Consider the following 24,029-nt stretch of genomic DNA (forward strand, 5'->3'; position numbering starts at 1 on the left):
CGCGGCCTCCCCTTCCTCCCCTCCCCCCCCCCTCCCCCCCCTCCCCCCCTCTCCCCCCCCCCCCCCCCCCCCCCGGCACCGTGTCCGCGCGTCGCCGCCGAGCGTCAGCGCGCGCCGCCCAGCCCGCGGATCCGGCACAGGGCCGGAGCCAGCGGGGAGAGGGTGATGCCCGCCGTGACGGGGACGTCGTGGCTGACCGCCTCGAACTCGTAGGCCCGCAGCAGCATCGACAGCGCGATGACCGATTCGAGCATCGCGAAGTGCTGGCCCATGCAGGCCCGCGGACCGCCGCCGAACGGGAACCAGGCGTACCGCGGGCGGCCCGCCTCGGCCTCGGGAGTGAAGCGCTGCGGGTCGAACCGCTCGGCATCGGGCCAGTAGTCCGGGTGCCGGTGCGTCACCCACGGCGCGAGGATCACGTCCGCACCCGCCGGGATGACGTGCCCGCCGATCTCGGTGGCCTCCACGGCCCGGCGGCCGAGGGCGGGCGCCGGCGGGTAGAGCCGCATCGACTCCTTGAGGGCCTGCGTGAGGTACGGCAGCCGGGCGAGGTCGGCGGCCTCGGGCGTACGGTCGCCCAGTACCTCGGAGATCTCGGCCCGGACCAGGTCCTGCTGCTCGGGGTGGCGGCCCAGCAGGTGGAGGGTGAAGGCGAGCGAAGTGGCGGTGGTTTCGTGCCCCGCGAGAAGGAAGATCAGGACTTGGTCGCGGAGCTCGTTGGCCTCGAAGGCGCTGTCGTCGGCGCTGCGCGCGGCGGCGAGCAGGGTCAGGAGGTCCTCGTCGTCCCTGTCGGCCGCGCCCCGCCTCGTGATGATCTCGTCGCACACCGCGTAGATCTCGGCGGTGGCGGCAGCCGCCCGCCGGTTGCCGGGGGTCGGCCAGTTGCGCGGCACGTTGACGGGGGTGTAGCCCCGGCGGATCGCGTACTCCGACATCACCGGGAAGCAGCGGTTCACCACGTCGATGGTGCTGTCCGCGTCGGCGCCGAAGAGGATCCGCGAGACGGCCCGCAGAGCCAGCCGCATCATCTCGTGGCCGACGTCGACGACGCCTTCCGGGACGCCCCGCCAGTCGGCGGCCACCTTCTCCGCCTCCCGGGCAATGGCATCCGCGTAGCCGTCGACCCGCCGCTTCGTGAACAGCGGCTGCACGAGCCGCCGCTGCCGCAGGTAGACCTCGTCCTGGCTCGTCAGGAGACCGTTGCCGAAGTTTTCCCGGATCTCCTGGTAAATCACGTTGTCTTTGCGGAAGTTGGAGGCCTGGCTGGCCAGAACCTGCTGTGCGCCCTCCGCCGAGAAGACGCAGTACAGCTCGGAGCGCACGCCCGGAGGACCGGCGAAGAGGCGTACCACGTCGCCGTGTTCGCGCTGTGCGCGGACGAACGTCTGCAGCGAGTCGCTCCGCAGGTCGAAGAGCGACCCGAGCAGGGGAACTCCCGCCGGACCCGGGAATTTCGTACCGATGCCTGCCACGCAGCCCCCTTTGTTGGTCACTGCGCCCGATTCTGCTGCCCCGGTCCCGCGCGGGCGAGCCCCGGCCGGGTGTCTGGCCGGAATTCGCCCGTACGGTACGTCACTTGGAGCGTCAGTGGCAGTTCACCCACGTGCCGTGGCGCTCGGTCCACGCGCAGGAGTCCTTCTTGACCCCGTTGGGGGCGAGCAGGCTCACCGAGCCGCGGTTGTTGTTGAACCAGAAGTTGTTCTTCTTCCGGTACACGTGCTTGGCGGTGTTGCCGCCCTGGCCGTTGTGCAGCCGGACCGTCTTGCCGGCGCCGAGGGTGAAGCTGCCGAACTTGTACACGAAACCGGAACCGGTCTTCACCGTGTAGTTGGTGAGCTTGACCGCGGAGCGGGAGTTGTTGTGCAGGTCGACGTACTCCGCGTTCAGCTTCGCGTTGGTGCGGGGCAGGTCGGCGCCGGGGCCGTCGAACTGCAGCGCGCCGAAGTGCAGGCCGCCCTGGTGGGCGGCGGCGGTGGCCTGCGGGGCGGCGAGCGCCGCTGCGGCCACGGCTGCGGCTGCGACGAACGTGGCGGTCTTCTTCATCTAAGGGGGTCCCCTCCCTGGGTCGCCGCGCCGGTCGGCTGCGGCGCTATAGATATACAAGGTGTTGATGTGATGTACGGGCCGATAGGCGGAATATGCCGCCGGCTTCTCGCTCCTTGGCCGGTACGGCCCGCCGTGACACACGCCAAAGGCCCCGCACCCGGACATTCGGGGCGGGGCCTTCGGTCGAACGCCTGAGCGTCCGGGGGTGGGTCAGATGTCGCGGAAGATCTCGATCTGCGCGCCCACCGAGTTGAGGCGCTCGGCCAGCTCCTCGTAGCCGCGGTTGATCACGTAGACGTTGCGCAGCACCGACGTGCCCTCCGCAGCCATCATCGCGAGCAGGACGACCACGGCCGGGCGCAGGGCCGGCGGGCACATCATCTCCGCCGCGCGCCAGCGGGTCGGGCCCTCGACCAGGACCCGGTGCGGGTCCAGGAGCTGGAGGCGGCCGCCGAGGCGGTTGAGGTCCGTGAGGTAGATCGCACGGTTGTCGTAGACCCAGTCGTGGATCAGGGTCTGGCCCTGGGCCACGGCCGCGATCGCCGCGAAGAACGGGACGTTGTCGATGTTCAGGCCGGGGAACGGCATCGGGTGGATCTTGTCGATCGGCGCCTCGAGCTTCGAGGGGCGGACCGTCAGGTCGACCAGGCGGGTGCGGCCGTTGTCCGCCGTGTACTCCGTGGAGCGGTCGTGGTCGAGGCCCATCTCCTCCAGGACCGCGAGCTCGATCTCCATGAACTCGATCGGGACCCGGCGGATGGTGAGCTCCGACTCCGTGACCACGGCGGCGGCGAGCAGGCTCATCGCCTCGACCGGGTCCTCGGAGGGGGAGTAGTCCACGTCCACGTCGATGTTCGGTACACCGTGAACGGTCAGCGTCGTGGTGCCGATGCCCTCGACCCTGACGCCCAGCGCCTCCAGGAAGAAGCACAGGTCCTGGACCATGTAGTTGGAGGAGGCGTTGCGGATGACGGTCACGCCGTCGTGCCGTGCGGCGGCCAGCAGCGCGTTCTCCGTGACGGTGTCCCCGCGCTCGGTCAGCACGATCGGGCGCTCGGGCGCGACCCCGGCCTCGACCTGTGCGTGGTACAGGCCTTCGGTGGCGGTGATGTCGAGGCCGAAGCGGCGCAGCGCGATCATGTGCGGCTCGATGGTGCGGGTGCCGAGGTCACAGCCGCCCGCGTACGGCAGCTTGAAGCGGTCCATGCGGTGGAGCAGCGGGCCGAGGAACATGATGATGCTGCGGGTGCGGCGGGCGGCGTCGGCGTCGATGGCGTCCATGTCGAGGCGGGCCGGCGGGACGAGTTCGAGGTCGACCCCGCCGTTGATCCAGCGGCTGCGGACGCCGATGGAGTTGAGGACCTCGAGGAGGCGGTAGACCTCCTCGATCCGGGCGACGCGCCGCAGGACGGTGCGGCCCTTGTTGAGGAGCGAGGCGCACAGCAGTGCGACACAGGCGTTCTTGCTGGTCTTGACGTCGATGGCGCCGGACAGGCGGCGACCGCCGACCACGCGCAGGTGCATCGGACCCGCGTAGCCCAGCGAGACGATCTCGCTGTCGAGAGCTTCGCCGATTCGGGCGATCATCTCAAGGCTGATGTTCTGGTTGCCGCGTTCGATCCGGTTCACGGCGCTCTGGCTGGTGCCGAGCGCATCGGCAAGCTGACTCTGTGTCCAGCCGCGGTGCTGCCGGGCGTCACGGATGAGCTTGCCGATGCGTACGAGGTAGTCGTCTGCCATGGGTGCACGGTATCTCAGATATGAGATGGAGCTGTCCTCGGGTGTGGCATCCGGGTGTGGCGTCCGGGTACGGCAGCCGTGTGTCACCCGTGCCACCCGCCCCCGGACGGCGCCTGAAGGGGGCTCAGGCGCCGTCGTCCCGCGCGGGCGGCCGGCCCCCGGTCCGCGGGTCAGCCGTTCTGGCACCCGCAGGCGCGGTGGCGGCCGCCGTGGACCGCGGCGTACGACGCGGGCCGCGGGCCGGCCGCCGCGCGGGCCAGCCGGGCCGCGGCCGCGCGGCCGGCGGCCGAGTGGACGTCGTGCACGGCCCGGCCGCCGACCAGGGTCAGCTCCACCCGGGTCCCGCTGATGTCCTTGACCGGGCAGCGCGTCACATCCCGGTCCAGCAGCACCAGATCCGCCGCCTTCCCCTTCTCCACCGTGCCGGTCAGCCCGTCCTGGCGCAGCTGCCAGGCGGTGCCCAGGGTGTGCATCCGCAGGGCCGACGCCCGGCTCAGGCCCTCCAGCTCGCGGTACAGGTCGCCTTCGCCGTCCATGCCCTTGCGGTCGACGGCGGTGCGGATCTGGTTCCACACCTGGAGGGCGTCCACCGGCCAGTCGGAGCCGCCCGACAGGCGGGCGCCCGCCTTCTCCAGGCTGCGCGCCGGGTACATCCAGCGGTGCCGCTGCGGGCCGATGTACGGGAGCAGTGCGTCCATCGTCCACGTGTCCTCGGCGGCCCACTGGAGCTGCATGCAGGCGGCGACCCCGAGCTGCGCGAACCGCCGCAAATCGGCCGGGTCGACGAGCTGGAGGTGCGCTATGGCATTGCGCGCATCACGGTGACCTGTGACATTGCGCGCATACGCGTACCCGTCCAGCGCCGCCCGCACCGCCCGGTCGCCCAGCCCGTGCGCGTGCATCTGCCAGCCGGCCCGGTTGAACGCCGCTGTCAACCGCCCGTAGGCGCGCCCGGAAACGTACAGTTCACCCCGGTTTTCGGTGGGCTTGCCGTGTCCGTCCAGATAAGGCCGGAGCAGCGCGGCGGTCTGCGCCGGGTACTCGATGACCCCGTCGAGGAACACCTTCACCATGCCGAAGCGCAGCCCGCGCACGCCCCCGAACTCCTTGCGCAGCCCCCGCGCGTACGCCAGCGCGCCCGCCGGGTCCTTCGCCTGCTCCGCGGAGAGCCGGATCGCCGGCACGATCCGCTGGGGCAGCCGCCCCGCCTTCGACAGTGCCCCGTAGAGCTCCAGTTCGTGGCGCCCGACGAGCGCGTCCATCATCGTCGTGACCCCGGACGCGGCGGCCTCGGCCAGCACCTTCGCGCACGCCTCGACCAGCCGGCGCTGCGTCGGCTGCGGGACGTGCCGGGTCAGCAGCCCCTGGGCGTCGTCCTTGAGGACACCCGTCGGCTTCCCGTCCGGCCCCTTGACGATCCGGCCGCCCACCGGATCCGGGGTGGCCGCGGTGATGCCCGCGATCTCCAGCGCCCGCCGGTTGGCCCACAGGTTGTGGCCGTCCCCGCCCACCAGGACCACCGGCCGCCGGGTCGGCAGCGCGTCCAGCATCACGTGGTGCGGGGCGGTGCCGGCGGGCAGCAGGCCGACCGGGTTCCAGTCCTCCACCACCAGCCAGCCGTCCGGCTCCTCCCCGGCGCCCCCGGTGTCCGCGAGGAACCCCTTCAGCACCTCCTGCAGTTCGGCCACCGTGGTCTCGGCGCCGTCCAGCGAGGGCCGCAGCGAACGGTCCCCCGCACCCAGCGGGTGCACGTGGCCGTCGTGGATCCCGCTCATCACGGTGTTGCCCCGCGCGTTGACCACCTCGGTGTCCCGGCCGATCAGCCGCCGCACCGCCGCGCCCGTCCCGGTGGCCAGGACACGGCCGTCCCGGCCGACGGCCACCGCCTCCGCGGGCCGGGCGCCCGGCAGGCCCGTGAACACCCGGGCGTTGTGGATGATCAGCGCGGCCGAGGTACGGGCGGACGCGGGGGCGCCGGCCGGGGACGGGACGGCCGACGCGGCGCCGCTCCCGGCGGCCGCGCCGACGAGACCGGCCGCACCCGCGGCGAGCAGGCCCCGGCGGGACAGAGACGAGTTCATGACCACTCCCAACCACTCCATGTGTGTGCTGTGGCCAGGACTGTCGGTGATTAACCCCTTAACCAGAACCCGGCCCCCGCGACGGATTCCGCACCCCGGTCCGTACGATGACCGGCGTGCCCGGTCCGACCATCGCCGACATCGCGCGAGCCGCCGAGGTGTCCACCGCGACGGTCTCGCACGCCCTCAACGGCACCGGCCGGATCGGCGAGGGCACCCGCCGCCGGGTCCGCGAGGTCGCCGCCCGCCTCGGCTACGGCGCGGGCCGCGGCCCCCGTACGCGCAGCCTGGGACTCGCCGTCACCACGTATGCCGGCCACGCCTGGGACTTCGCCGGCGTGGCCTACTTCGCCCGGCTCATCACCGCCGCCACCTCCGCGTCCCACGCCCGGGGTTACGCCCTCACCACCCTGCCCGCCGACCGCTGCGCCGAAGTCCTGTGGCACACGCTGAACGTCGACGGCATGCTGCTGCTCGACAGCCCGGCGGACGACCCGGTGCTCCGGGCGCTGCGGGCCCGGGGCATGCCGCTCGTGTTCGACGGCCGCCCCACCGAGGCGCTGCCGGGGGACGTGTGGGTGGACAACGACCACGCGGCCGCCGTCCGTGAGGTGCTCGACCACCTCGACCGGGCCGGTGCGCGCCGCCCGGCGCTGCACGCCGGGTTCGGCCGCGAGCACTACACGGCCGCCGTCACCGCCGCCTACGAGGACTGGTGCGCGGAGCGCGGCCGGGTCCCGCTGCTGGTCCCGTTCACCCCGGATGACGAGCAGGGCCGTGCCTTCGACGGGGCGTTCGGCGCGCCGGCCGGGGAGCGGCCGGACGCCGTGCACTGCGTATACGATCCGGGCGGCCGTCAGGTGCTGGCCGCCGCCGCCCGCCACGGCCTGAGCGTCCCCGGGGACCTGCTGCTCGTCTGCACGAGCGAGGACCCGGCGTACGCGGAGGCCGCACCGGCGGTCAGTACGGTGAGCCTGATGCCGGAGGCGATCGCGGAGGCGGCCGTCGCCGCACTGGTCGCACTGGTGGAGGATCCCGCCGGGGCCGTCCCCGGTCAGCTCACCGTCCCGGCGGCCCTGAGGGTGCGTGCCTCGTCCCGGCCCCGGCGCAGCGGGAGTCCTCACCGGCGACCCTGACGGACGGTCCGGCGGTACGGCCACACGGCAATGTCACCGATCACACGGCAATGTGACCCACGCCGCGCATGACCCTGGCGCGACGATGCACTAGAGTTATCTCGACATCGAGATATCTGCCGAGGGCGTCCCGCAGCCCGCGCCGCTGGTAAGGGTTACCTAACTTAGCCCTACCTTAGCGGATGGGCCAGAGTGCCACGCGGCAGGATTGCGGTAGAACGCGCGAATTCATGCATGAAGGAGACTGTCGTGTCGGCGAACAGCTTCGACGCCCGCAGCACGCTGCAGGTGGGCGACGAGTCGTACGAGATCTTCAAGCTGGACAAGGTGGAGGGCTCCGCCCGTCTGCCCTACAGCCTGAAGGTGCTGCTGGAGAACCTGCTCCGTACCGAGGACGGCGCGAACATCACCGCCGACCACATCCGGGCGCTCGGCAACTGGGACTCCCAGGCCCAGCCCAGCCAGGAGATCCAGTTCACGCCGGCCCGCGTGATCATGCAGGACTTCACCGGCGTGCCCTGCGTCGTGGACCTCGCCACCATGCGTGAGGCCGTCAAGGAGCTCGGCGGCGACCCGTCGAAGATCAACCCGCTCGCCCCGGCCGAGCTGGTCATCGACCACTCCGTCATCGCGGACAAGTTCGGCACCCCGGACGCGTTCCTCCAGAACGTCGAGCTGGAGTACGGCCGCAACAAGGAGCGCTACCAGTTCCTGCGCTGGGGCCAGACCGCCTTCGACGAGTTCAAGGTCGTCCCCCCGGGCACCGGCATCGTCCACCAGGTCAACATCGAGCACCTGGCGCGTACGGTCATGGTCCGCAATGGGCAGGCCTACCCCGACACCCTCGTCGGCACCGACTCCCACACCACCATGGTCAACGGCCTCGGTGTGCTGGGCTGGGGCGTCGGCGGCATCGAGGCCGAGGCCGCGATGCTCGGCCAGCCGGTCTCCATGCTCATCCCGCGCGTCGTCGGCTTCAAGCTGACCGGCGAGCTCCCCACCGGCACCACCGCCACCGACCTGGTGCTCACGATCACCGAGATGCTGCGCAAGCACGGCGTCGTCGGCAAGTTCGTCGAGTTCTACGGTGAGGGCGTCGCCGCCACCTCGCTCGCGAACCGCGCCACCATCGGCAACATGTCGCCCGAGTTCGGCTCCACCGCCGCGATCTTCCCGATCGACGGCGAGACGCTGAAGTACCTCAAGCTCACCGGCCGCTCCGAGCAGCAGGTCGCGCTCGTCGAGGCGTACGCCAAGGAGCAGGGCCTGTGGCTGGACCCGGCCGCCGAGCCGGACTTCTCCGAGAAGCTGGAGCTCGACCTCTCCACGGTCGTCCCCTCCATCGCCGGCCCGAAGCGCCCGCAGGACCGCATCGTCCTCGCCAACGCCGCCGAGCAGTTCGCGCAGGACGTGCGCAACTACGTCGACGACGTGGACGAGGCGGGCAAGGAGTCCTTCCCGGCCTCCGACGCCCCGGCGAACCACCCGAACGGCGCCCCGTCGAAGCCCACCCCGGTCACCCTGGCCGACGGCACCTCGTTCGAGATCGACCACGGCGCCGTCACCGTCGCCGCGATCACCTCCTGCACCAACACCTCGAACCCCTACGTCATGGTCGCCGCGGCGCTCGTGGCCAAGAAGGCGGTCGAGAAGGGCCTGACCCGCAAGCCGTGGGTCAAGACCACCCTGGCCCCGGGCTCGAAGGTCGTCACCGACTACTTCGACAAGGCCGGCCTGACCCCGTACCTCGACAAGATGGGCTTCAACCTCGTCGGGTACGGCTGCACCACCTGCATCGGCAACTCGGGTCCGCTGGACGAAGAGGTCTCGAAGGCGATCAACGAGCACGACCTCGCGGTCACCTCGGTGCTCTCCGGCAACCGCAACTTCGAGGGCCGGATCAACCCCGACGTCAAGATGAACTACCTGGCCTCCCCGCCGCTGGTCGTCGCGTACGCCATCGCGGGCTCCATGAAGGTGGACATCACCAAGGACGCCATCGGCACCGACACCGACGGCAACGCGGTCTTCCTCAAGGACATCTGGCCCTCCGAGGCCGAGGTCAACGACGTCGTGGCCAACGCCATCGGCGAGGACATGTTCAACAAGTCCTACCAGGACGTTTTCGCGGGCGACGCGCAGTGGCAGGCGCTGCCGATCCCGACCGGCAACACGTTCGAGTGGGACCCGCAGTCCACCTACGTCCGCAAGCCCCCCTACTTCGAGGGCATGACCATGGAGACCACCCCGGTCTCCGACATCGCCGGCGCCCGCGTGCTGGCGAAGCTGGGCGACTCGGTCACCACCGACCACATCTCCCCGGCCGGTGCGATCAAGGCCGACACCCCGGCCGGCAAGTACCTCACCGAGCACGGCGTCGAGCGCCGCGACTTCAACTCGTACGGTTCCCGCCGCGGCAACCACGAGGTCATGATCCGCGGTACCTTCGCGAACATCCGCCTGCGCAACCAGATCGCGCCGGGCACCGAGGGCGGCTTCACCCGCGACTTCACCGTCGAGGGTGCCCCGGTCTCCTTCATCTACGACGCCTCCCAGAACTACCAGGCCGCCGGCATCCCGCTGGTCATCCTGGCGGGCAAGGAGTACGGCTCGGGCTCGTCCCGCGACTGGGCCGCCAAGGGCACCGCGCTGCTCGGCGTCAAGGCCGTCATCGCCGAGTCCTACGAGCGCATCCACCGCTCGAACCTGATCGGCATGGGCGTTCTCCCGCTCCAGTTCCCCGAGGGCGCCACGGCCGCCTCCCTGGGCCTCACCGGCGAGGAGACCTTCTCCTTCACCGGTGTGGAGGAGCTGAACAACGGCACCACCCCGCGCACGGTCAAGGTCACCACCGACACCGGTGTGGAGTTCGACGCGGTCGTCCGCATCGACACCCCCGGTGAGGCGGACTACTACCGCAACGGCGGCATCATGCAGTACGTCCTGCGGAACCTCATCCGCGGCTGACCCGACTGATCCGCCGCACATCGGCACCAAAGGGCCGTATCCCCGTTATGGGGGTACGGCCCTTCCGCTTTCCGGGGTAGGCATCCCGTGTGACGGACAGGTCTCAACTCGGAAAAGCCCGGGGTCATCCTTGTGCACGATCTTGCTCAGCCGAGCGGAAGTGGACTATACCTGTGCCCGTCCGGACCGCCGCGGTACGAGCGGCCCCGGACGGGGGGACGGCAGGAGACCTGCGGCGATGTCCGCATGCACGGCAACTGCCGTGATTTCCGGCCTCCTTCACACTCCTGACGAAGGCGAGGACATGAGCATGGGATCCACCTCCGCCCACGGCGAGCGCACCGGTGAAGGCGTCGGCCGCCGCGACCTGATCAAGCGCTCCGCGGCACTCGGCCTCATCACGGTGCCGACGATGAGCTTCCTGTCCGCGTGCGCCTCCGGCGGCGGCGAGGAGCAGCCGAAGGCCACCGCCACGGCCAAGGCGGACAAGAACAACCCGTTCGGCGTCGCCAAGGGCAGCAAGCTCGACGTCGTCGTCTTCAAGGGCGGCTACGGCGACGACTACGCGAAGGCCTGGGAGGCGGCGTTCGACAAGAAGTGGGGCACCACCTCCTCCCACCTCGGCACCCAGGAGATCACCGCCAAGCTCCAGCCGCGCTTCAACGGCGGCAACCCGCCGGACGTCATCGACGACTCGGGCGCCCAGCAGATCAAGCTGGACGTGCTCTTCAAGGGCGGCCAGCTCGCCGACCTGACCCCGGTGCTCGACGCCCCCTCGCTGGACGACCCGACCAAGAAGGTCCGGGACATGCTGATCCCCGGCACGGTCGAACAGGGCACGCAGGGCGGCAAGTTCGTCTCGGTCAACTACGTGTACACGGTCTGGGGCCTGTGGTACTCGGGCAAGCTCTTCAAGGAGAAGGGCTGGGCCCCGCCGAAGACCTGGGCGGAGTTCCTGGACGTCTGTGCGAAGGCCAAGGCGGCCGGGCTGGGCGGCCTCGCCCACCAGGGCAAGTTCCCGTACTACATCAACGTCGCCATCATGGACCTGATCGCCAAGAAGGGCGGTCTCGATGCCATGAAGGCGATCGACCACCTGGAGCCGAACGCCTTCGCGGGCAACCCGGTCGCCCTGGAGGCCGTCGAGGCGGTCTACGAGGTCGTCGAGAAGGGCCTGCTCATGCCGGGCACGAACGGCCTGACGCACACCGACTCCCAGACGCGCTGGAACCAGTACAAGGCCGCCTTCATCACCTGCGGCTCCTGGTTGGAGAACGAGCAGCTCAAGCAGACCCCCGCGGACTTCGACATGCGCTTCCTGCCGATGCCGCTGCTGCCGGGCAGCAAGCTGCCGCTCGAGGCGATCCGGGCCGGCGCAGGCGAGCCCTTCATCGTCCCGGAGAAGGCCGCGAACAAGGCCGGCGGCCTGGAGTTCATCCGTTCGATGCTCTCCCGCGAGTGGTCCACCCTCTTCGCGCAGCAGGCGAACTCGCTGACCATCGTCAAGGACGGCGTGGACCCGAACGTCCAGCTGCGGCCCGGCACGAAGTCGGCCGTGGAGGCGCTGAAGGCGGCCGGCGAGAACACCTTCAACTACCGCTACCCGGACTGGTACAGCCAGATGGACCTGGACATCCAGAACGCCTCGAACGAGCTGATGGCCAAGCGCATCCAGCCGAAGGAATGGATCAAGCGGGCGCAGGCCGCGGTCGACAAGGCGGCCAAGGACCCCAACGCCAAGAACAACCGCCGCGACTGACGCGGCAGGCCCGCGCCGCCACCGCCAAGCCCGGGAACACCAGGGACGGACACCATGAGCCACGTAGCCAAGAGCAGAGGGCGGGCCGGCTTCATCGCCGGGTTCCTCTTCGTACCGCTCGCGCTGTACCTGACATTCGTCATCTGGCCGTATGTGCAGACATTCGGCTACTCCTTCACCAACTGGACAGGCCAGTCACCGACGTTCGACTTCGTCGGCGTGGAGAACTACCAGGCCCTGCTGAAGGACGACGTCTTCCTCAGCGCCATCTGGCACAACCTGCTGCTCCTGGTGTTCGTCCCGGTGATCACCATCCTGCTCGCGCTGTTCTTCGCCTTCATGGTGAACGCGGGCGGGAAGGGCGGTGCGGGCGGGGTCCAGGGCGTGCGGGGATCCGGCTTCTACAAGATCGTCTACTTCTTCCCGCAGGTCCTGTCCCTCACCATCCTCGCGGTGCTCTTCGGCGCCGTGTACCGCAGCGACGAGGGCGGGCTCCTCAACGGCGTGCTCATCAAGCTCGGCCTCGTCGACCCGCAGACCCCCGTCGAATGGCTCAACGAGCCCAATTTCGTGCTGTGGTGCCTGCTGCTGGTCGTGGTGTGGCACGGCGTGGGCTTCTACCTCGTGCTGTTCTCGGCGGCCATGCAGTCCGTACCGAAGGACATCTACGAGGCGGCGCTGCTCGACGGCGCCGGCCGCGGCCAGACGTTCTTCAAGGTCACCCTGCCGCTGCTGTGGGACTCGGTGCAGACCTCTGCGGTCTACCTCGGCATCGTGGCCATGGACATGTTCGTCCTCGTGTCGACCATGACCTCGGGGCAGTTCGGCGGCGGCCCCGACCACCACAGCGAGGTCATGGCGACGGTCCTGATGCGCAACTTCCTGTACCTCGGCCAGAGCGGCTATGCCTGCGCCATGGGCGTGGTCATGCTCGTCCTGACCATGATCCTCTCCATCATCACGCTGCGAGCCACCCGCCGCGAGCGCATCGAGTTCTGAGCGGGAGATCCTGATGACCACTGAGTCCACTGTGATCAAGGCGCCCGGGGAGGCGGCCGCGGAGCGGGCCGGCGGCTCCGGGCGGACCGGCGAGAGCGAGAAGCGCCGCTCCGAGGGGATGGTCCTCAACGTCTTCTCCCACGGCTTCCTCGCCGTGTGGGCCATACTGATCGTCCTGCCGCTGATCTGGCTGGCGCTCGGCTCCTTCAAGACCGACGCGCAGATCGGCGGGTCGGCGCTCAGCTGGCCCTCCAACTGGCACTTCGACGCCTTCGGGCGGGCCTGGGACAAGGGCATCGGCGACTACTTCGCCAACACCCTGATCGTGATGGTGTTCTCGGTCCCGCTGACGATGCTGTTCGGGTCGATGGCCGCGTACGTCCTGGCCCGCTACCCCTTCAAGGGCAACCGGCTCACGTACTACTTCTTCGTCAGCGGGGCGATGTTCCCCGTCTTCCTGGCGCTCGTACCGCTCTTCTTCATGGTCAAGCGCTTCGACATGCTGAACACGTACCAGGGCCTGATCCTCGTGTACGTCGCGTACTCGATGCCGTTCACGGTCTTCTTCATGCACTCGTTCTTCCGCACCCTGCCGACGGCGGTGCACGAGGCGGCGGTGATCGACGGGGCCTCGCACACCCGGATCTTCTTCCAGGTGATGCTGCCCATGGCCAAGCCCGGCCTGATCAGCGTCGGGATATTCAACACGCTGGGCCAGTGGAACCAGTACATCCTGCCCGCCGTGCTGATGCAGCCGCAGAACAGCACCGATCCCGAGCGCTACATGCTCACGCAGGGCCTGGTGCAATTGCAGTACCAGATGGGCTACGAGACCGACCTGCCCGTGCTCTTCGCGGGCGTCACCATCGCGATGATCCCGATGCTGGTGGTCTACCTGTCCTTCCAGCGCCAGATCCAGGCGGGTCTCACGTCGGCCACGCTCAAGTAGCCGGCTCGTCCGGCCCCGGCACCACCGCCGCCCTCCCGGCCGCCGAAACCGGCGGCCGGCAGGGCGGCGCAGTGCAGACCGCCCTCCCGGGTCCCTACAGCCAGGTGCCGAACCTGCGGATGTACGCCGTCTTCACCAGCTGGGTGAGGGTGCAGTAGGCGAGGAGCACGCCGATGAGCCAGGGGAAGTAGGAGGTGGGCAGCGCCACGAAGCCCAGGGACTCGGCCAGCGGCGAGAACGGCAGCCAGAGTCCGGTCAGCACGGCGAGGACCGTCATCACCATGACCGGCCAGGAGGCGCGGGACTGGACGAACGGGATCTTGCGCGTACGGATCATGTGGACGATCAGGGTCTGCGACAGCAGTCCCTCGATGAACCAGCCGGACTGGAAGAGCGCCTGGTGGGCCTCGCTGTTCGCGCCGAACACGTTCCACATGATCAGGAACATGGCGATGTCGAAGATCGAGCTGATGGGCCCGATGGTCACCATGAACCGGCCGATCCCCCTGGCGTCCCAGTTCCGCGGCTTGCGCAGGTACTCCTCGTCCATCCGGTCCCACGGCGTGGCCAGCTGTGCAATGTCATACACGAGGTTCTGCACCAGCAGCATGATCGCGAGCATCGGCTGGAAGGGGATGAACGCGGAGGCGACCAGCACCGAGAAGACGTTGCCGAAGTTCGACGACGCGGTCATCTTGATGTACTTGATGGTGTTGCCGAACGTGGTCCGGCCCTGGAGCACGCCCTGCTCCAGGACGGTCAGGTCCTTCTCCAGCAGGATGATGTCCGCCGACTCCTTCGCGATGTCCACCGCGGTGTCCACCGAGATGCCGACGTCGGCGTCGCGCAGCGCCGCGGCGTCGTTGATGCCGTCGCCGAGGAAGCCGACCGTGTGCCCGCCCGCCTGGAGCGCCCGCACGATGCGCGCCTTCTGCACCGGGTTGACCTTCGCGAACACCGTGGTGCGCGCGGCCAGTTCACGCAGCCCCGAGTCGTCGAGGAGGTCGGTCTCGGAGCCGAGCACCATCTGCCCGACCTCGATGCCGACGTCCGCGCAGACCCGGGCCGCCACCAGGTCGTTGTCCCCGGTGACCACCTTGACCGCGATGCCCTTGTCCGCCAGGCCCCGCAGGGCCGCGGCCGCGCTGGCCTTCGGCGGGTCGAGGAAGGCGAGGAAGCCGACCAGCGTCAGCCCGTCCTCGTCCGCGACGGTGTACGTGTCCCGCGGGGCCTCCACGGTGCGGGTGGCGACGGCCAGGACCCGCAGGCCGCGGCGGTTGTTGTCCTCCGCGATCCGGGTGGCCTTCAGCCGCAGCGCCTCGGTCAGCTCCACGGTCCCGCCGCCGTCGCGCATGCGGGTGCACAGGTCCAGCACCTCTTCGACCGCGCCCTTGGTGACCATGACGTGCTCGGGCCGGCCGGCCGCCCCGGCCGGCCCCTGGCGGTTGAGGACCACCGACATGCGGCGCCGGGCGAAGTCGAAGGGGATCTCGTCGACCATCGAGAACCGTGCGTCGACGACAACCTCCTCGGCCTCGCTGACGCGGTCGATGACCGCCTGGTCCATCAGGTTCTTCAGCCCGGTCTGGAAGTGCGCGTTGAGGTAGCCGTACTCCAGGACCTCGCCGTCCTCGTTGCCGTGCACGTCGAGGTAGCGGTCCAGGACGATCCGGTCCTCGGTGAGGGTGCCGGTCTTGTCCGTACAGAGCACGTCCATCGCGCCGAGGTTCTGGATGGCGTTCAGCCGCTTGACGACGACCTTGTGCTTCGACATCGCGACCGCGCCGCGGGCCAGGTTGGCGGAGACCACCATCGGCAGCATCTCGGGGGTCAGGCCCACCGCGACGGCGATGCCGAAGAGGAACGCCTCGTCCCAGTCGCCCTTCGTGAGGCCGTTGACCGCGAACACGACCGGGACCATCACCAGCATGAAGCGGATCAGCAGGAAGCTGACCCTGCGCACGCCGTCGTCGAAGTTGGTCTGCGGGCGCTCGCCGACGAGGGAGCCGGCCATCGAGCCGAAGTACGTGTCGGCGCCGGTGGCCACCACCACCCCGGTGGCGGTGCCGGAGGTGACCGACGTACCGGTCAGGCAGAGGTTGTCGGCCTCGACCGGGTCGGCGGTCTCCTGCTGGCCGAGGTCCCGGGAGCGGGTGTCGGCCTTGGCGACGGGCAGCGACTCGCCCGACAGCGCCGCCTGGGTGACCATCAGGTCCTTGGAGGTGATCAGCCGCAGGTCGGCGGGGATCAGGTCGCCGGCCGCCAGCTTCACGATGTCACCGGGGACGACCCGGTCCATCGGCACTTCGAAGGTGGTGGGGCCGGAGCCCGTGCCCGCCCGGCGCTGCACCGCGCAGGTGGTGGTCACCAGCTCCTTCAGGGCGTCGGCCGCGCGCCCCGAGCGGTACTCCTGCCAGAACCGCAGCAGGCCGCTGATCCCGACCATCACCGAGAGGATGACGACGCCCGGATCCCCGGGGTCCTGCCAGTACATGACGCCGGCGAGGAACACCAGTACCAGGATGAACGGGTTCCGGTAGGCCTTCGCCAGCTGGACGTACCAGCGCGGCGCGCGCTCCTGCGCGATCACGTTGGCGCCGTGCCGCTCCAGGCGCAGCGCGGCCTCGTCGTGGGTCAGGCCCAGGCGGGAGGAGTCGACTCCCTGGAGGACGCTGACGGCCGGGGCGGCGCTGACGGCGGCGAGCTGCGCGGCGGCGGTGCGGGTACGGGCCTGGAGCTCGGCGGCCTTGCGCTCGCGGCGGCCCCGGCCCGGCGGTGCGAGCTTCACAGGCGTGCGGGGGGTGAGCATGGTCATGAAGAAGCCTCCCTCCGGGCGAAGCGGGCAGCACGGAGCCGCGCGGTCACCCGGAGTGGTCATGGACCGGCGGCGGGCGGCACGGAAGGCCGCGGCCGCAGGTCGGCATGGGTGTGTCGCAGCCCTTCGGGGCGCGTGGGAGCGCGTCAGGGCATGCGGAAGGAAAATGAGAGGTACGAGAAGTGACGTGCGCCGGACCTGATCGACAGGCGATCAGCCGACGAGTGCGCGGCAGGAACTTCGGTCGGGACTCATCCCGAACACCTCCTCGCCTCGCACGGTCAGTTCAGGCGCCCGGTCCGGCCGGAAGGCCGCAGAGGACCGGCGCCTCAGCGACCGTAACACGAACGGACCGGCCGGATCTCTCGTACTTATGGCCGGTAACAGTCGATAGTGGCCGATTCGGACGGCGTCAGCCTCTTGACGTGTGGATACCCAAAGGCTCGACTTAGGGTTCACAAGTTGGAGAGACGCCGGGGTCTCGGTCGACAGGATCCAGAGGATCGCCTGCGACGGCGGTCCCGGCCGGGGGGCGACGGCCCGGCCGTCGCTTATGGGCAGGAGTGGATGAGTCGTGGAGACTCCGGGATCGCAGTCGTCCCTGCATCGGGCCAATCTCGAGCGGGTCGTGCGGGCGGTGCGGCTCGCGGGCTCGCTCACCCAGGCGGAGATCGCGCGTACCACCGGCCTGTCGGCGGCCACGGTGTCCAACATCGTCCGTGAGCTGAAGGACGGCGGCACGGTCGAGGTCACGGACACCTCGGCGGGCGGCCGCCGGGCCCGCGCGGTGTCGCTCAGCGGGGACGCGGGCATCGTGATAGGCGTCGACTTCGGGCACGAGCACCTGCGGGTGGCCGTGGGCAACCTGGCCCACCAGGTGCTCGCCGAAGAAGCCGAGCCGCTCGACGTCGACGCCTCCTGGGCGGAGGGCTTCGACCGGGCGGAAGAGCTGGTCGGACGGCTGATCGAGAGCACGGGGGTCGGCCGGGACAAGGTCATCGGCGTCGGGCTCGGCGTACCGGGCCCCATCGACGTCGAGTCCGGGACGCTCGGCTCCACGGCGATCCTGCCGGGCTGGGCCGGGATCAACCCGCGCCAGGAGCTCACCCGGCGCCTGGGCGTGCCGGTGTACGTGGACAACGACGCCAACCTCGGCGCGCTGGGGGAGCTGGTCTGGGGCAGCGGGCGCGGGGTCAAGGACCTGGCGTACATCAAGGTCGCGAGCGGCGTCGGCGCCGGGCTGGTGATCAACGGGCAGATCTACCGGGGCCCGGGCGGCACGGCCGGGGAGATCGGGCACATCACCCTGGACGAGTCGGGGCCGGTGTGCCGCTGCGGCAACCGCGGCTGCCTGGAGACCTTCGCCGCGGCCCGGTACGTGCTGCCGCTGCTGCAGAGCAGCCACGGGCCCGAGCTGACCATGGAGCGCGTGGTGGAGCTGGCCCGGGCGGGCGACCCCGGGTGCCGGCGCGTGATCGCGGACGTGGGCCGGCACATCGGCAGCGGTGTCGCCAACCTCTGCAATCTGCTCAATCCCAGCCGCGTGGTGCTCGGCGGAAGCCTTGCCGAGGCCGGCGAACTGGTGCTCGCACCCATCCGGGATTCGGTGTCGCGGTACGCGATTCCCAGTGCAGCGCGGCAGTTGTCCGTCCTAACGGGTGCCCTGGGCGGGCGCGCCGAGGTGCTCGGGGCGCTGGCGCTCGTACTCTCGGAGATGGGTGATTCGACCGTATTGAACGGTTCCGCCAGTTCTGCCGGCTCGCTGGGAGCCGTCGGCTTGTCTTCAGCTAGATAACGAATGGCACCGTTGTCATCTCGTTAAGGATTCACTCCTTGACGACAACCTTGCGGCCGAGTTGACTCACGTCCACCTCGGCCGCAAGGACGCGGCCTCGTCAGGGAGGTTCACAAGATGAACACGCGAATCCGTCGTGCCGCCGTAGCCGTCGCGGCCACCGCGATGGCCGTGTCCCTCGCCGCCTGTGGCAGTGCCAAGGAATCCGGCGAGAAGACGAACGAGACCGCCAGCGCCGCCGGCAAGGGCAACGCCATCACGGTGGGTCTGCTTCTGCCCGAGAACCAGACCGCGCGGTACGAGAAGTTCGACCGGCCGCTCATCGAGAAGAAGGTCAAGGAGCTGACCGGCGGCGAGGGCAAGGTCGTCTACGCCAACGCCAAGCAGGATGCGACCACGCAGAACTCGCAGGTCGACACGATGATCACCAACAAGGTGGACGTGCTGATCGTCGATGCCGTCGACGCCAAGGCGATCGCCGGCTCGGTGAAGAAGGCGAAGGAGGCCGGCATCCCGGTCGTCGCCTACGACCGTCTGGCCGAGGGCCCGATCGACGCCTACACCTCCTTCGACAACGAAGAGGTCGGCAAGGTCCAGGGCAAGGCGCTCCTGGAGGCCCTGGGCGACAAGGCCAAGTCCGGCCAGGTCGTCATGATGAACGGCTCGGTCACCGACCCGAACGCCGCGCTGTTCAAGAAGGGTGCGCACTCCGAGCTCGACGGCAAGGTCACCGTCGGCAAGGAGTACGACACCAAGGAGTGGAAGCCGGAGAACGCCAACACCAACATGCAGGCGGCGATCTCCGCGCTCGGCAAGGACAAGATCGTCGGCGTCTACTCCGCCAACGACGGCATGGCGGGCGGCATCATCACCGCCCTCAAGGCCGCGGGCGTCACCCCGCTCCCGCCGGTCACCGGCCAGGACGCCGAGCTCGCCGGTGTGCAGCGCATCGTCACGGGCGACCAGTACATGAGCGTCTACAAGCCGTACGCGCCGGAGGCCGACGCCGCCGCCGAGATGGCCGTCGCGCTGGCCAAGGGCGAGAAGCTCGACTCGATCGCGAAGTCCAAGGTCGACAGCCCCACCACCAAGTCCGTCCCGTCCGTCCTCGTCCCGGTGGTCTCGCTCACCAAGGCCAACATCAAGGACACTGTGGTCAAGGACGGCGTCTACACCGTCGACGAGATCTGCGCCGGCGACTACGCCGCCGCCTGCGCCAAGCTCGGCCTGAAGTAAGGCCCCCCGGCAGGGCCCCGGCCCTCGCCGCCTCGCCCGAGCAGGCCCCTCGCGGCCTGTCCGGGCGCCCCGGATCCTGTCCGGCGCCCCGCCCCTTCTTACCCCGCCATCTGCGGGGCGCCGGGCAGAAACGATTCCTCCCCAACCTGCTCTGTGTACGACATCCCCGCCGGTCAGGCGGCGAAGGAGATGGTTCATGTGTCCGCTGCGCCCGTGCTGGCGTTGCGAGGCGTCTCGAAGCGGTTCGGCGCCGTCCAGGCGCTCACCGACGTAGACCTCGAGATCCATGCCGGCGAGGTGGTCGCCCTGGTCGGCGACAACGGCGCCGGCAAGTCCACGCTGGTCAAGACGATCGCCGGGGTGCACCCCATCGATGACGGAGTCATCGAGTGGGAAGGCAGGTCCGTGCAGGTCAACAAACCCCACGACGCCCAGAACCTCGGCATCGCGACCGTCTACCAGGACCTCGCGCTCTGCGACAACATCGACGTCGTCGGCAACCTCTTCCTCGGCCGCGAACTGCGCCGCCGCGGAGTCCTCGACGAGGTGGAGATGGAGCGCCGCGCCCGCGAGCTCCTCACCACCCTGTCCATCCGGATCCCCAGTGTCCGGATCCCCATCGCCTCGCTCTCGGGCGGGCAGCGCCAGACCGTGGCGATCGCCCGCTCCATGCTGGGCGAGCCCAAGCTCGTCATCCTCGACGAGCCCACCGCCGCTCTCGGCGTCGAGCAGACCGCACAGGTCCTCGACCTGGTCGAGCGGCTGCGCGAGCGTGGCCACGCCGTGATCCTCATCAGCCACAACATGGCCGATGTGAAGGCAGTGGCCGACCGGGTCGCCGTACTGCGCCTCGGCCGGAACAACGGCGTCTTCAGAGTCGCCGACACCTCGCAGGAAGAGATCATCTCCGCCATCACGGGCGCCACGGACAACGCCGTGACCCGCCGTGCGGCGCGTACCGGGGAGGCTCGCAAGTGAGCACCGAGAACAAGCCCGCCCTGGACGACGAAGTACCCGGTCCCAAGACCGCCGCGGACGAGATCCCGGCCGCCGCGGTGCCGGCCGTCGACCCCCGCCTGCTGGTCCGCGAGCAGGGTCTGGCCGGCTACGCCGGCGAATTCAAGCGCAAGATGCGCGCCGGCGACCTCGGCTCGCTGCCGGTGGTGATCGGCCTGGTGATCATCTGTGTCGTCTTCCAGAGCCTGAACTCCAACTTCCTGTCGGCCGAGAACCTCAGCAACATCGCCGTCACGATGGTCGCCACCGGCATGATGGCCGTCGGCATCATCTTCGTGCTGCTGCTCGGCGAGATCGACCTCTCGGTCGGCTCCGTCAGCGGCGTCTCCGGCGCGATCGTCGCCGTCCTCGCCGTCACCCACGGTGTCAACGAGTGGCTCGCCGTGCTCGCCGCCGTCGCCGGCGGCGCGCTCATCGGCGCCATCCACGGATTCTTCTTCGCGAGGATCGGCGCACCGGCCTTCGCCGTCACCCTGTCCGGCCTGCTGTTCTGGTCCGGCTTCATGCTGCAGCTCCTCGGCAGCAACGGCACCATCAACCTCGACTCCGAGGGAGTGGTCGGCAAGCTCACCACGTACTACTTCACCGACGTCGCCGCCGCCTACGGCCTGGCCCTGGTCGCGGTCGTCGCGTACTTCCTGAGCGCCTTCTTCGACGCGCGCCGCCGTGCGGCCGCCGGCGTGCCCTCCCGGCCGGTCGGCGAGATCGCGCTTCGCACCGGGCTGCTGGCCGTGGTCGCCTTCGGCGCCGCCGCGATCTTCAACCAGTACAAGGGCCTGCCGCTGGCCATGCTGCTGTTCCTGATCGTCCTGGTCGGCACCGACTTCCTGCTGCGCCGCACGACGTTCGGCCGCAAGGTGTTCGCACTCGGCGGCAGCGTCGAGGCCTCGCGGCGCGCGGGCATCAACGTCGACGTCGTGCGCATCGCGGTCTTCTCCATCGCGGGCACCTTCGCCGCGATCGGCGGCCTCTTCTGGGCCTCCAAGATCGCAGCCGCCAACCAGAGCGCCGGCGCCGGCGACCTGCTGATGAACGTCATCGCGGCAGCCGTCATCGGCGGCACCAGCCTCTTCGGCGGCCGCGGCCGGACCTGGAACGCCCTGCTCGGTGTCATGGTCATCACGTCCATCCAGTACGGTCTGGCCCTGGAAGGCATCGCCACGCCGATCCAGTACATGATCACGGGCGCGGTGCTGCTGGCCACCGTGGTGATCGACTCGGTCACCCGCAAGACGCAGAAGACGGCGGGCCGCGCGTAGCAGCGCGCGTCCCGGCCGTCGTACGGCCCTGTGCCCGGTGCCACCTGGTGTGGCGCCGGGCACATGTGCGTGTGTCCACTCGTACGTGATGTGTGACATCGCGCCGATGTGTACAGGTATGACAAAGGCGTGACCATGCCGGGACCGCCCGATGACGTCCGTCGCGGACGGAACATTAGACTCGACAGACCAGCAAGCAACTGCAAGGAGGCACGGGTGCTGCTGACCCGCATCAAGGGACCGCGCGATCTGGACCGGCTCAGCCCGGAGCAGCTGAACCAGCTGGCCGCAGAGATCAGGTCCTTCCTCGTCGACGCGGTCTCCAAGACCGGCGGGCACCTGGGCCCCAACCTCGGTGTGGTCGAGCTGACCATCGCCCTGCACCGGGTCTTCGAATCGCCGAAGGACAAGGTCCTCTTCGACACCGGCCACCAGGCCTACGTCCACAAGCTCCTCACCGGACGTCAGGACTTCTCGAAGCTGCGCACGAAGGGCGGCCTCTCCGGCTACCCCTCGCGCGCCGAGTCCGAGCACGACGTGATCGAGAACTCCCACGCCTCCACCGTGCTCGGCTGGGCCGACGGCCTGGCCAAGGCCAACCAGGTGCTCGGCAAGTCCGACCACCACGTGGCCGCGGTCATCGGTGACGGCGCGCTGACCGGCGGCATGGCCTGGGAGGCGCTGAACAACATCGCCGCCGCCAAGGACCGTCCGCTCGTCATCGTCGTCAACGACAACGAGCGCTCGTACGGTCCCACCATCGGCGGTCTCGCCGACCACCTGGCGACCCTGCGCACCACCGACGGCTACGAGCGCTTCCTCGCCCGCGGCAAGGACATCCTGGAGCGGACCCCGGTCGTCGGGAAGCCGCTCTACGAAACCCTGCACGGGGCCAAGAAGGGCCTCAAGGACTTCATCGCGCCGCAGGGCATGTTCGAGGACCTGGGCCTGAAGTACGTCGGCCCCATCGACGGGCACGACATCGAGGCCCTGGAGTCGGCCCTGCAGCGCGCGAAGCGCTTCCGCGGCCCGGTCATCGTGCACTGCCTCACCCAGAAGGGCCGCGGCTACACCCCGGCCCTGGAGCACGAGGCGGACCGCTTCCACGCGGTCGGCGTGATCCACCCCGACACGGGCCTGCCCGTCAAGGCCGCGGCGGCGAGCTGGACCTCGGTCTTCGCCGACGAGATGGTCAAGATCGGTCACGACCGCGCGGACGTGGTCGCGATCACCGCCGCCATGCTCCACCCGGTCGGGCTGAACAAGTTCGCCGAGGAGTTCCCGGACCGGATCTACGACGTCGGCATCGCCGAGCAGCACGGCGCGGTCTCCGCGGCGGGCCTGGCCACCGGCGGCCTGCACCCGGTCTTCGCGGTCTACGCGACCTTCCTCAACCGCGCCTTCGACCAGGTCCTGATGGACGTCGCCCTGCACAAGTGCGGGGTCACCTTCGTCCTGGACCGGGCCGGGGTCACCGGCGACGACGGCGCCTCGCACAACGGCATGTGGGACATGTCCGTGCTCCAGTGCGTGCCGACCCTGCGGATCGCCGCCCCGCGCGACGCCGAGCAGCTCCGTGCCCAGCTGCGCGAGGCCGTCGAGGTGGACGACGCCCCGACCGTCGTGCGTTTCTCCAAGGGCGTCGTCGGCCCGGCCGTCCCGGCCCTGGGCAAGATCGGCGGCATGGACCTGCTGCGCGCCCCGGCCCCCGAGGTGCTCAACCCCGACGTGCTGATCGTCTCGGTCGGCGCGCTCGCCCCGATGTGCCTGGACATCGCCGACCTGCTGGACAAGCAGGGCATCTCCGCGACCGTGGTCGACCCCCGTTGGGTCAAGCCCGTGGACGAGGCCCTGGCCCCGCTCGCGGAGCGCCACCGGGTCGTCGTGACCGTCGAGGACAACAGCCGGGCCGGCGGTGTCGGTTCCGCCGTCTCACAGGCGCTGCGGGACGCGGGGGTGGACGTGCCGCTGCGCGACTTCGGCATCCCGCCGCGGTTCCTCGACCACGCGCTGCGCAAGGAGATCATGGCCGAGATCGGCCTGACGGCACCCGACATCGCGCGTCAGGTCACCGGTTTGGTCGCCAGGCTGGACGGACGTTTCGACAGCGAGCCGGCCGAGGCCGCCCGCGACTGACGGCGCCCGGCGGCCCCCGGAAGGGGGCCCGCCGCCGCGCGGCGGTGATCGCCTCGCGTTGCACGCCCCGGGCCGGGAGGGTCACCCTTGAGGG

Annotated in this window: 15 protein-coding genes; 10 read left to right on the forward strand and 5 right to left on the reverse strand. The window is 69.9% G+C overall.

Annotated elements, in window-relative coordinates:
- Nucleotides 1–104: 104 nt before the first annotated feature.
- From ACZ7H1_RS26120 to ACZ7H1_RS26135, 4 genes are all read right to left on the reverse strand, one after another.
- Entirely contained in the window at nt 105–1,472 is a 1,368-nt protein-coding gene (locus tag ACZ7H1_RS26120; protein ID WP_470790194.1) for a cytochrome P450, read from the reverse strand.
- Nucleotides 1,473–1,584: 112 nt separating this feature from the next.
- Nucleotides 1,585–2,043: a lamin tail domain-containing protein gene (locus tag ACZ7H1_RS26125; protein WP_470790195.1), complete on the reverse strand. Its 459-nt coding sequence runs from the start codon at nt 2,041–2,043 to the stop codon at nt 1,585–1,587.
- Between the two features lie 213 nt (nt 2,044–2,256).
- Nucleotides 2,257–3,786, reverse strand: coding sequence for a helix-turn-helix domain-containing protein (locus ACZ7H1_RS26130; RefSeq protein WP_470790196.1), 1,530 nt, complete (start codon nt 3,784–3,786; stop codon nt 2,257–2,259).
- Between the two features lie 170 nt (nt 3,787–3,956).
- Complete coding sequence (locus tag ACZ7H1_RS26135) at nt 3,957–5,867, reverse strand: amidohydrolase (protein WP_470790197.1); 1,911 nt, start codon at nt 5,865–5,867, stop codon at nt 3,957–3,959.
- Between the two features lie 107 nt (nt 5,868–5,974).
- On the opposite strand from ACZ7H1_RS26135, the gene ACZ7H1_RS26140 reads away from it, so the two are divergent.
- The 5 genes from ACZ7H1_RS26140 to ACZ7H1_RS26160 all read left to right on the forward strand — a co-directional run bounded on the left by ACZ7H1_RS26140 (nt 5,975) and on the right by ACZ7H1_RS26160 (nt 13,677).
- The gene (locus tag ACZ7H1_RS26140) at nt 5,975–7,003 is read left to right on the forward strand and encodes a LacI family DNA-binding transcriptional regulator (protein WP_470790198.1); all 1,029 of its coding nucleotides are present in this window, start codon (nt 5,975–5,977) and stop codon (nt 7,001–7,003) included.
- A gap of 249 nt (nt 7,004–7,252) precedes the next feature.
- Entirely contained in the window at nt 7,253–9,970 is a 2,718-nt protein-coding gene (gene acnA / locus ACZ7H1_RS26145) for an aconitate hydratase AcnA (RefSeq protein ID WP_470790199.1), read from the forward strand.
- 310 nt (nt 9,971–10,280) lie between these two features.
- On the forward strand, nt 10,281–11,729 hold the full coding sequence (gene ngcE, locus ACZ7H1_RS26150) for an N-acetylglucosamine/diacetylchitobiose ABC transporter substrate-binding protein (RefSeq protein ID WP_470790238.1): 1,449 nt from the start codon (nt 10,281–10,283) through the stop codon (nt 11,727–11,729).
- Between the two features lie 54 nt (nt 11,730–11,783).
- Nucleotides 11,784–12,728: a carbohydrate ABC transporter permease gene (locus ACZ7H1_RS26155; protein ID WP_470790200.1), complete on the forward strand. Its 945-nt coding sequence runs from the start codon at nt 11,784–11,786 to the stop codon at nt 12,726–12,728.
- Between the two features lie 13 nt (nt 12,729–12,741).
- Nucleotides 12,742–13,677, forward strand: coding sequence for a carbohydrate ABC transporter permease (locus ACZ7H1_RS26160; protein ID WP_470790201.1), 936 nt, complete (start codon nt 12,742–12,744; stop codon nt 13,675–13,677).
- Nucleotides 13,678–13,771: 94 nt separating this feature from the next.
- On the opposite strand, the gene mgtA is transcribed toward ACZ7H1_RS26160, so the two are convergent.
- Nucleotides 13,772–16,492: a magnesium-translocating P-type ATPase gene (gene mgtA, locus ACZ7H1_RS26165; RefSeq protein WP_470790202.1), complete on the reverse strand. Its 2,721-nt coding sequence runs from the start codon at nt 16,490–16,492 to the stop codon at nt 13,772–13,774.
- Between the two features lie 574 nt (nt 16,493–17,066).
- Between mgtA and ACZ7H1_RS26170 the strand changes: the two genes are divergently transcribed.
- The 5 genes from ACZ7H1_RS26170 (at nt 17,067) to dxs (ending at nt 23,935) form a co-directional block, all read left to right on the forward strand.
- Entirely contained in the window at nt 17,067–18,287 is a 1,221-nt protein-coding gene (locus ACZ7H1_RS26170; protein ID WP_470790203.1) for an ROK family transcriptional regulator, read from the forward strand.
- Between the two features lie 117 nt (nt 18,288–18,404).
- Nucleotides 18,405–19,523 carry a substrate-binding domain-containing protein gene (locus ACZ7H1_RS26175; protein ID WP_470790204.1) on the forward strand — a complete coding sequence of 373 codons (1,119 nt, stop codon included), beginning with the start codon at nt 18,405–18,407 and terminating at the stop codon, nt 19,521–19,523.
- Nucleotides 19,524–19,712: 189 nt separating this feature from the next.
- Nucleotides 19,713–20,501 (forward strand): ATP-binding cassette domain-containing protein, encoded by a 789-nt coding sequence (locus ACZ7H1_RS26180; protein ID WP_470790205.1) that lies wholly within the window; start codon nt 19,713–19,715, stop codon nt 20,499–20,501.
- A gap of 62 nt (nt 20,502–20,563) precedes the next feature.
- The gene (locus ACZ7H1_RS26185; protein WP_470790239.1) at nt 20,564–21,799 is read left to right on the forward strand and encodes a sugar ABC transporter permease; all 1,236 of its coding nucleotides are present in this window, start codon (nt 20,564–20,566) and stop codon (nt 21,797–21,799) included.
- A 216-nt stretch (nt 21,800–22,015) separates the two neighbouring features.
- Nucleotides 22,016–23,935: a 1-deoxy-D-xylulose-5-phosphate synthase gene (gene dxs, locus ACZ7H1_RS26190; protein WP_470790206.1), complete on the forward strand. Its 1,920-nt coding sequence runs from the start codon at nt 22,016–22,018 to the stop codon at nt 23,933–23,935.
- The last annotated feature ends 94 nt before the right edge of the window (nt 23,936–24,029 follow it).

This window comes from Streptomyces sp. NPDC037401, from assembly GCF_055602345.1.

What these genes read in the sequence shown, in the direction of transcription:
- ACZ7H1_RS26125 (WP_470790195.1), bottom strand. Translation starts at nt 2,043, where the DNA reads ATGAAGAAGACCGCCACGTTCGTCGCAGCCGCAGCCGTGGCCGCAGCG.
- ACZ7H1_RS26130 (WP_470790196.1), bottom strand. Translation starts at nt 3,786, where the DNA reads ATGGCAGACGACTACCTCGTACGCATCGGCAAGCTCATCCGTGACGCC.
- ACZ7H1_RS26135 (WP_470790197.1), bottom strand. Translation starts at nt 5,867, where the DNA reads ATGAACTCGTCTCTGTCCCGCCGGGGCCTGCTCGCCGCGGGTGCGGCC.
- ACZ7H1_RS26140 (WP_470790198.1), top strand. Translation starts at nt 5,975, where the DNA reads ATGACCGGCGTGCCCGGTCCGACCATCGCCGACATCGCGCGAGCCGCC.
- ngcE (WP_470790238.1), top strand. Translation starts at nt 10,281, where the DNA reads ATGGGATCCACCTCCGCCCACGGCGAGCGCACCGGTGAAGGCGTCGGC.
- ACZ7H1_RS26155 (WP_470790200.1), top strand. Translation starts at nt 11,784, where the DNA reads ATGAGCCACGTAGCCAAGAGCAGAGGGCGGGCCGGCTTCATCGCCGGG.
- ACZ7H1_RS26160 (WP_470790201.1), top strand. Translation starts at nt 12,742, where the DNA reads ATGACCACTGAGTCCACTGTGATCAAGGCGCCCGGGGAGGCGGCCGCG.
- mgtA (WP_470790202.1), bottom strand. Translation starts at nt 16,492, where the DNA reads ATGACCATGCTCACCCCCCGCACGCCTGTGAAGCTCGCACCGCCGGGC.
- ACZ7H1_RS26175 (WP_470790204.1), top strand. Translation starts at nt 18,405, where the DNA reads ATGAACACGCGAATCCGTCGTGCCGCCGTAGCCGTCGCGGCCACCGCG.
- ACZ7H1_RS26180 (WP_470790205.1), top strand. Translation starts at nt 19,713, where the DNA reads ATGGTTCATGTGTCCGCTGCGCCCGTGCTGGCGTTGCGAGGCGTCTCG.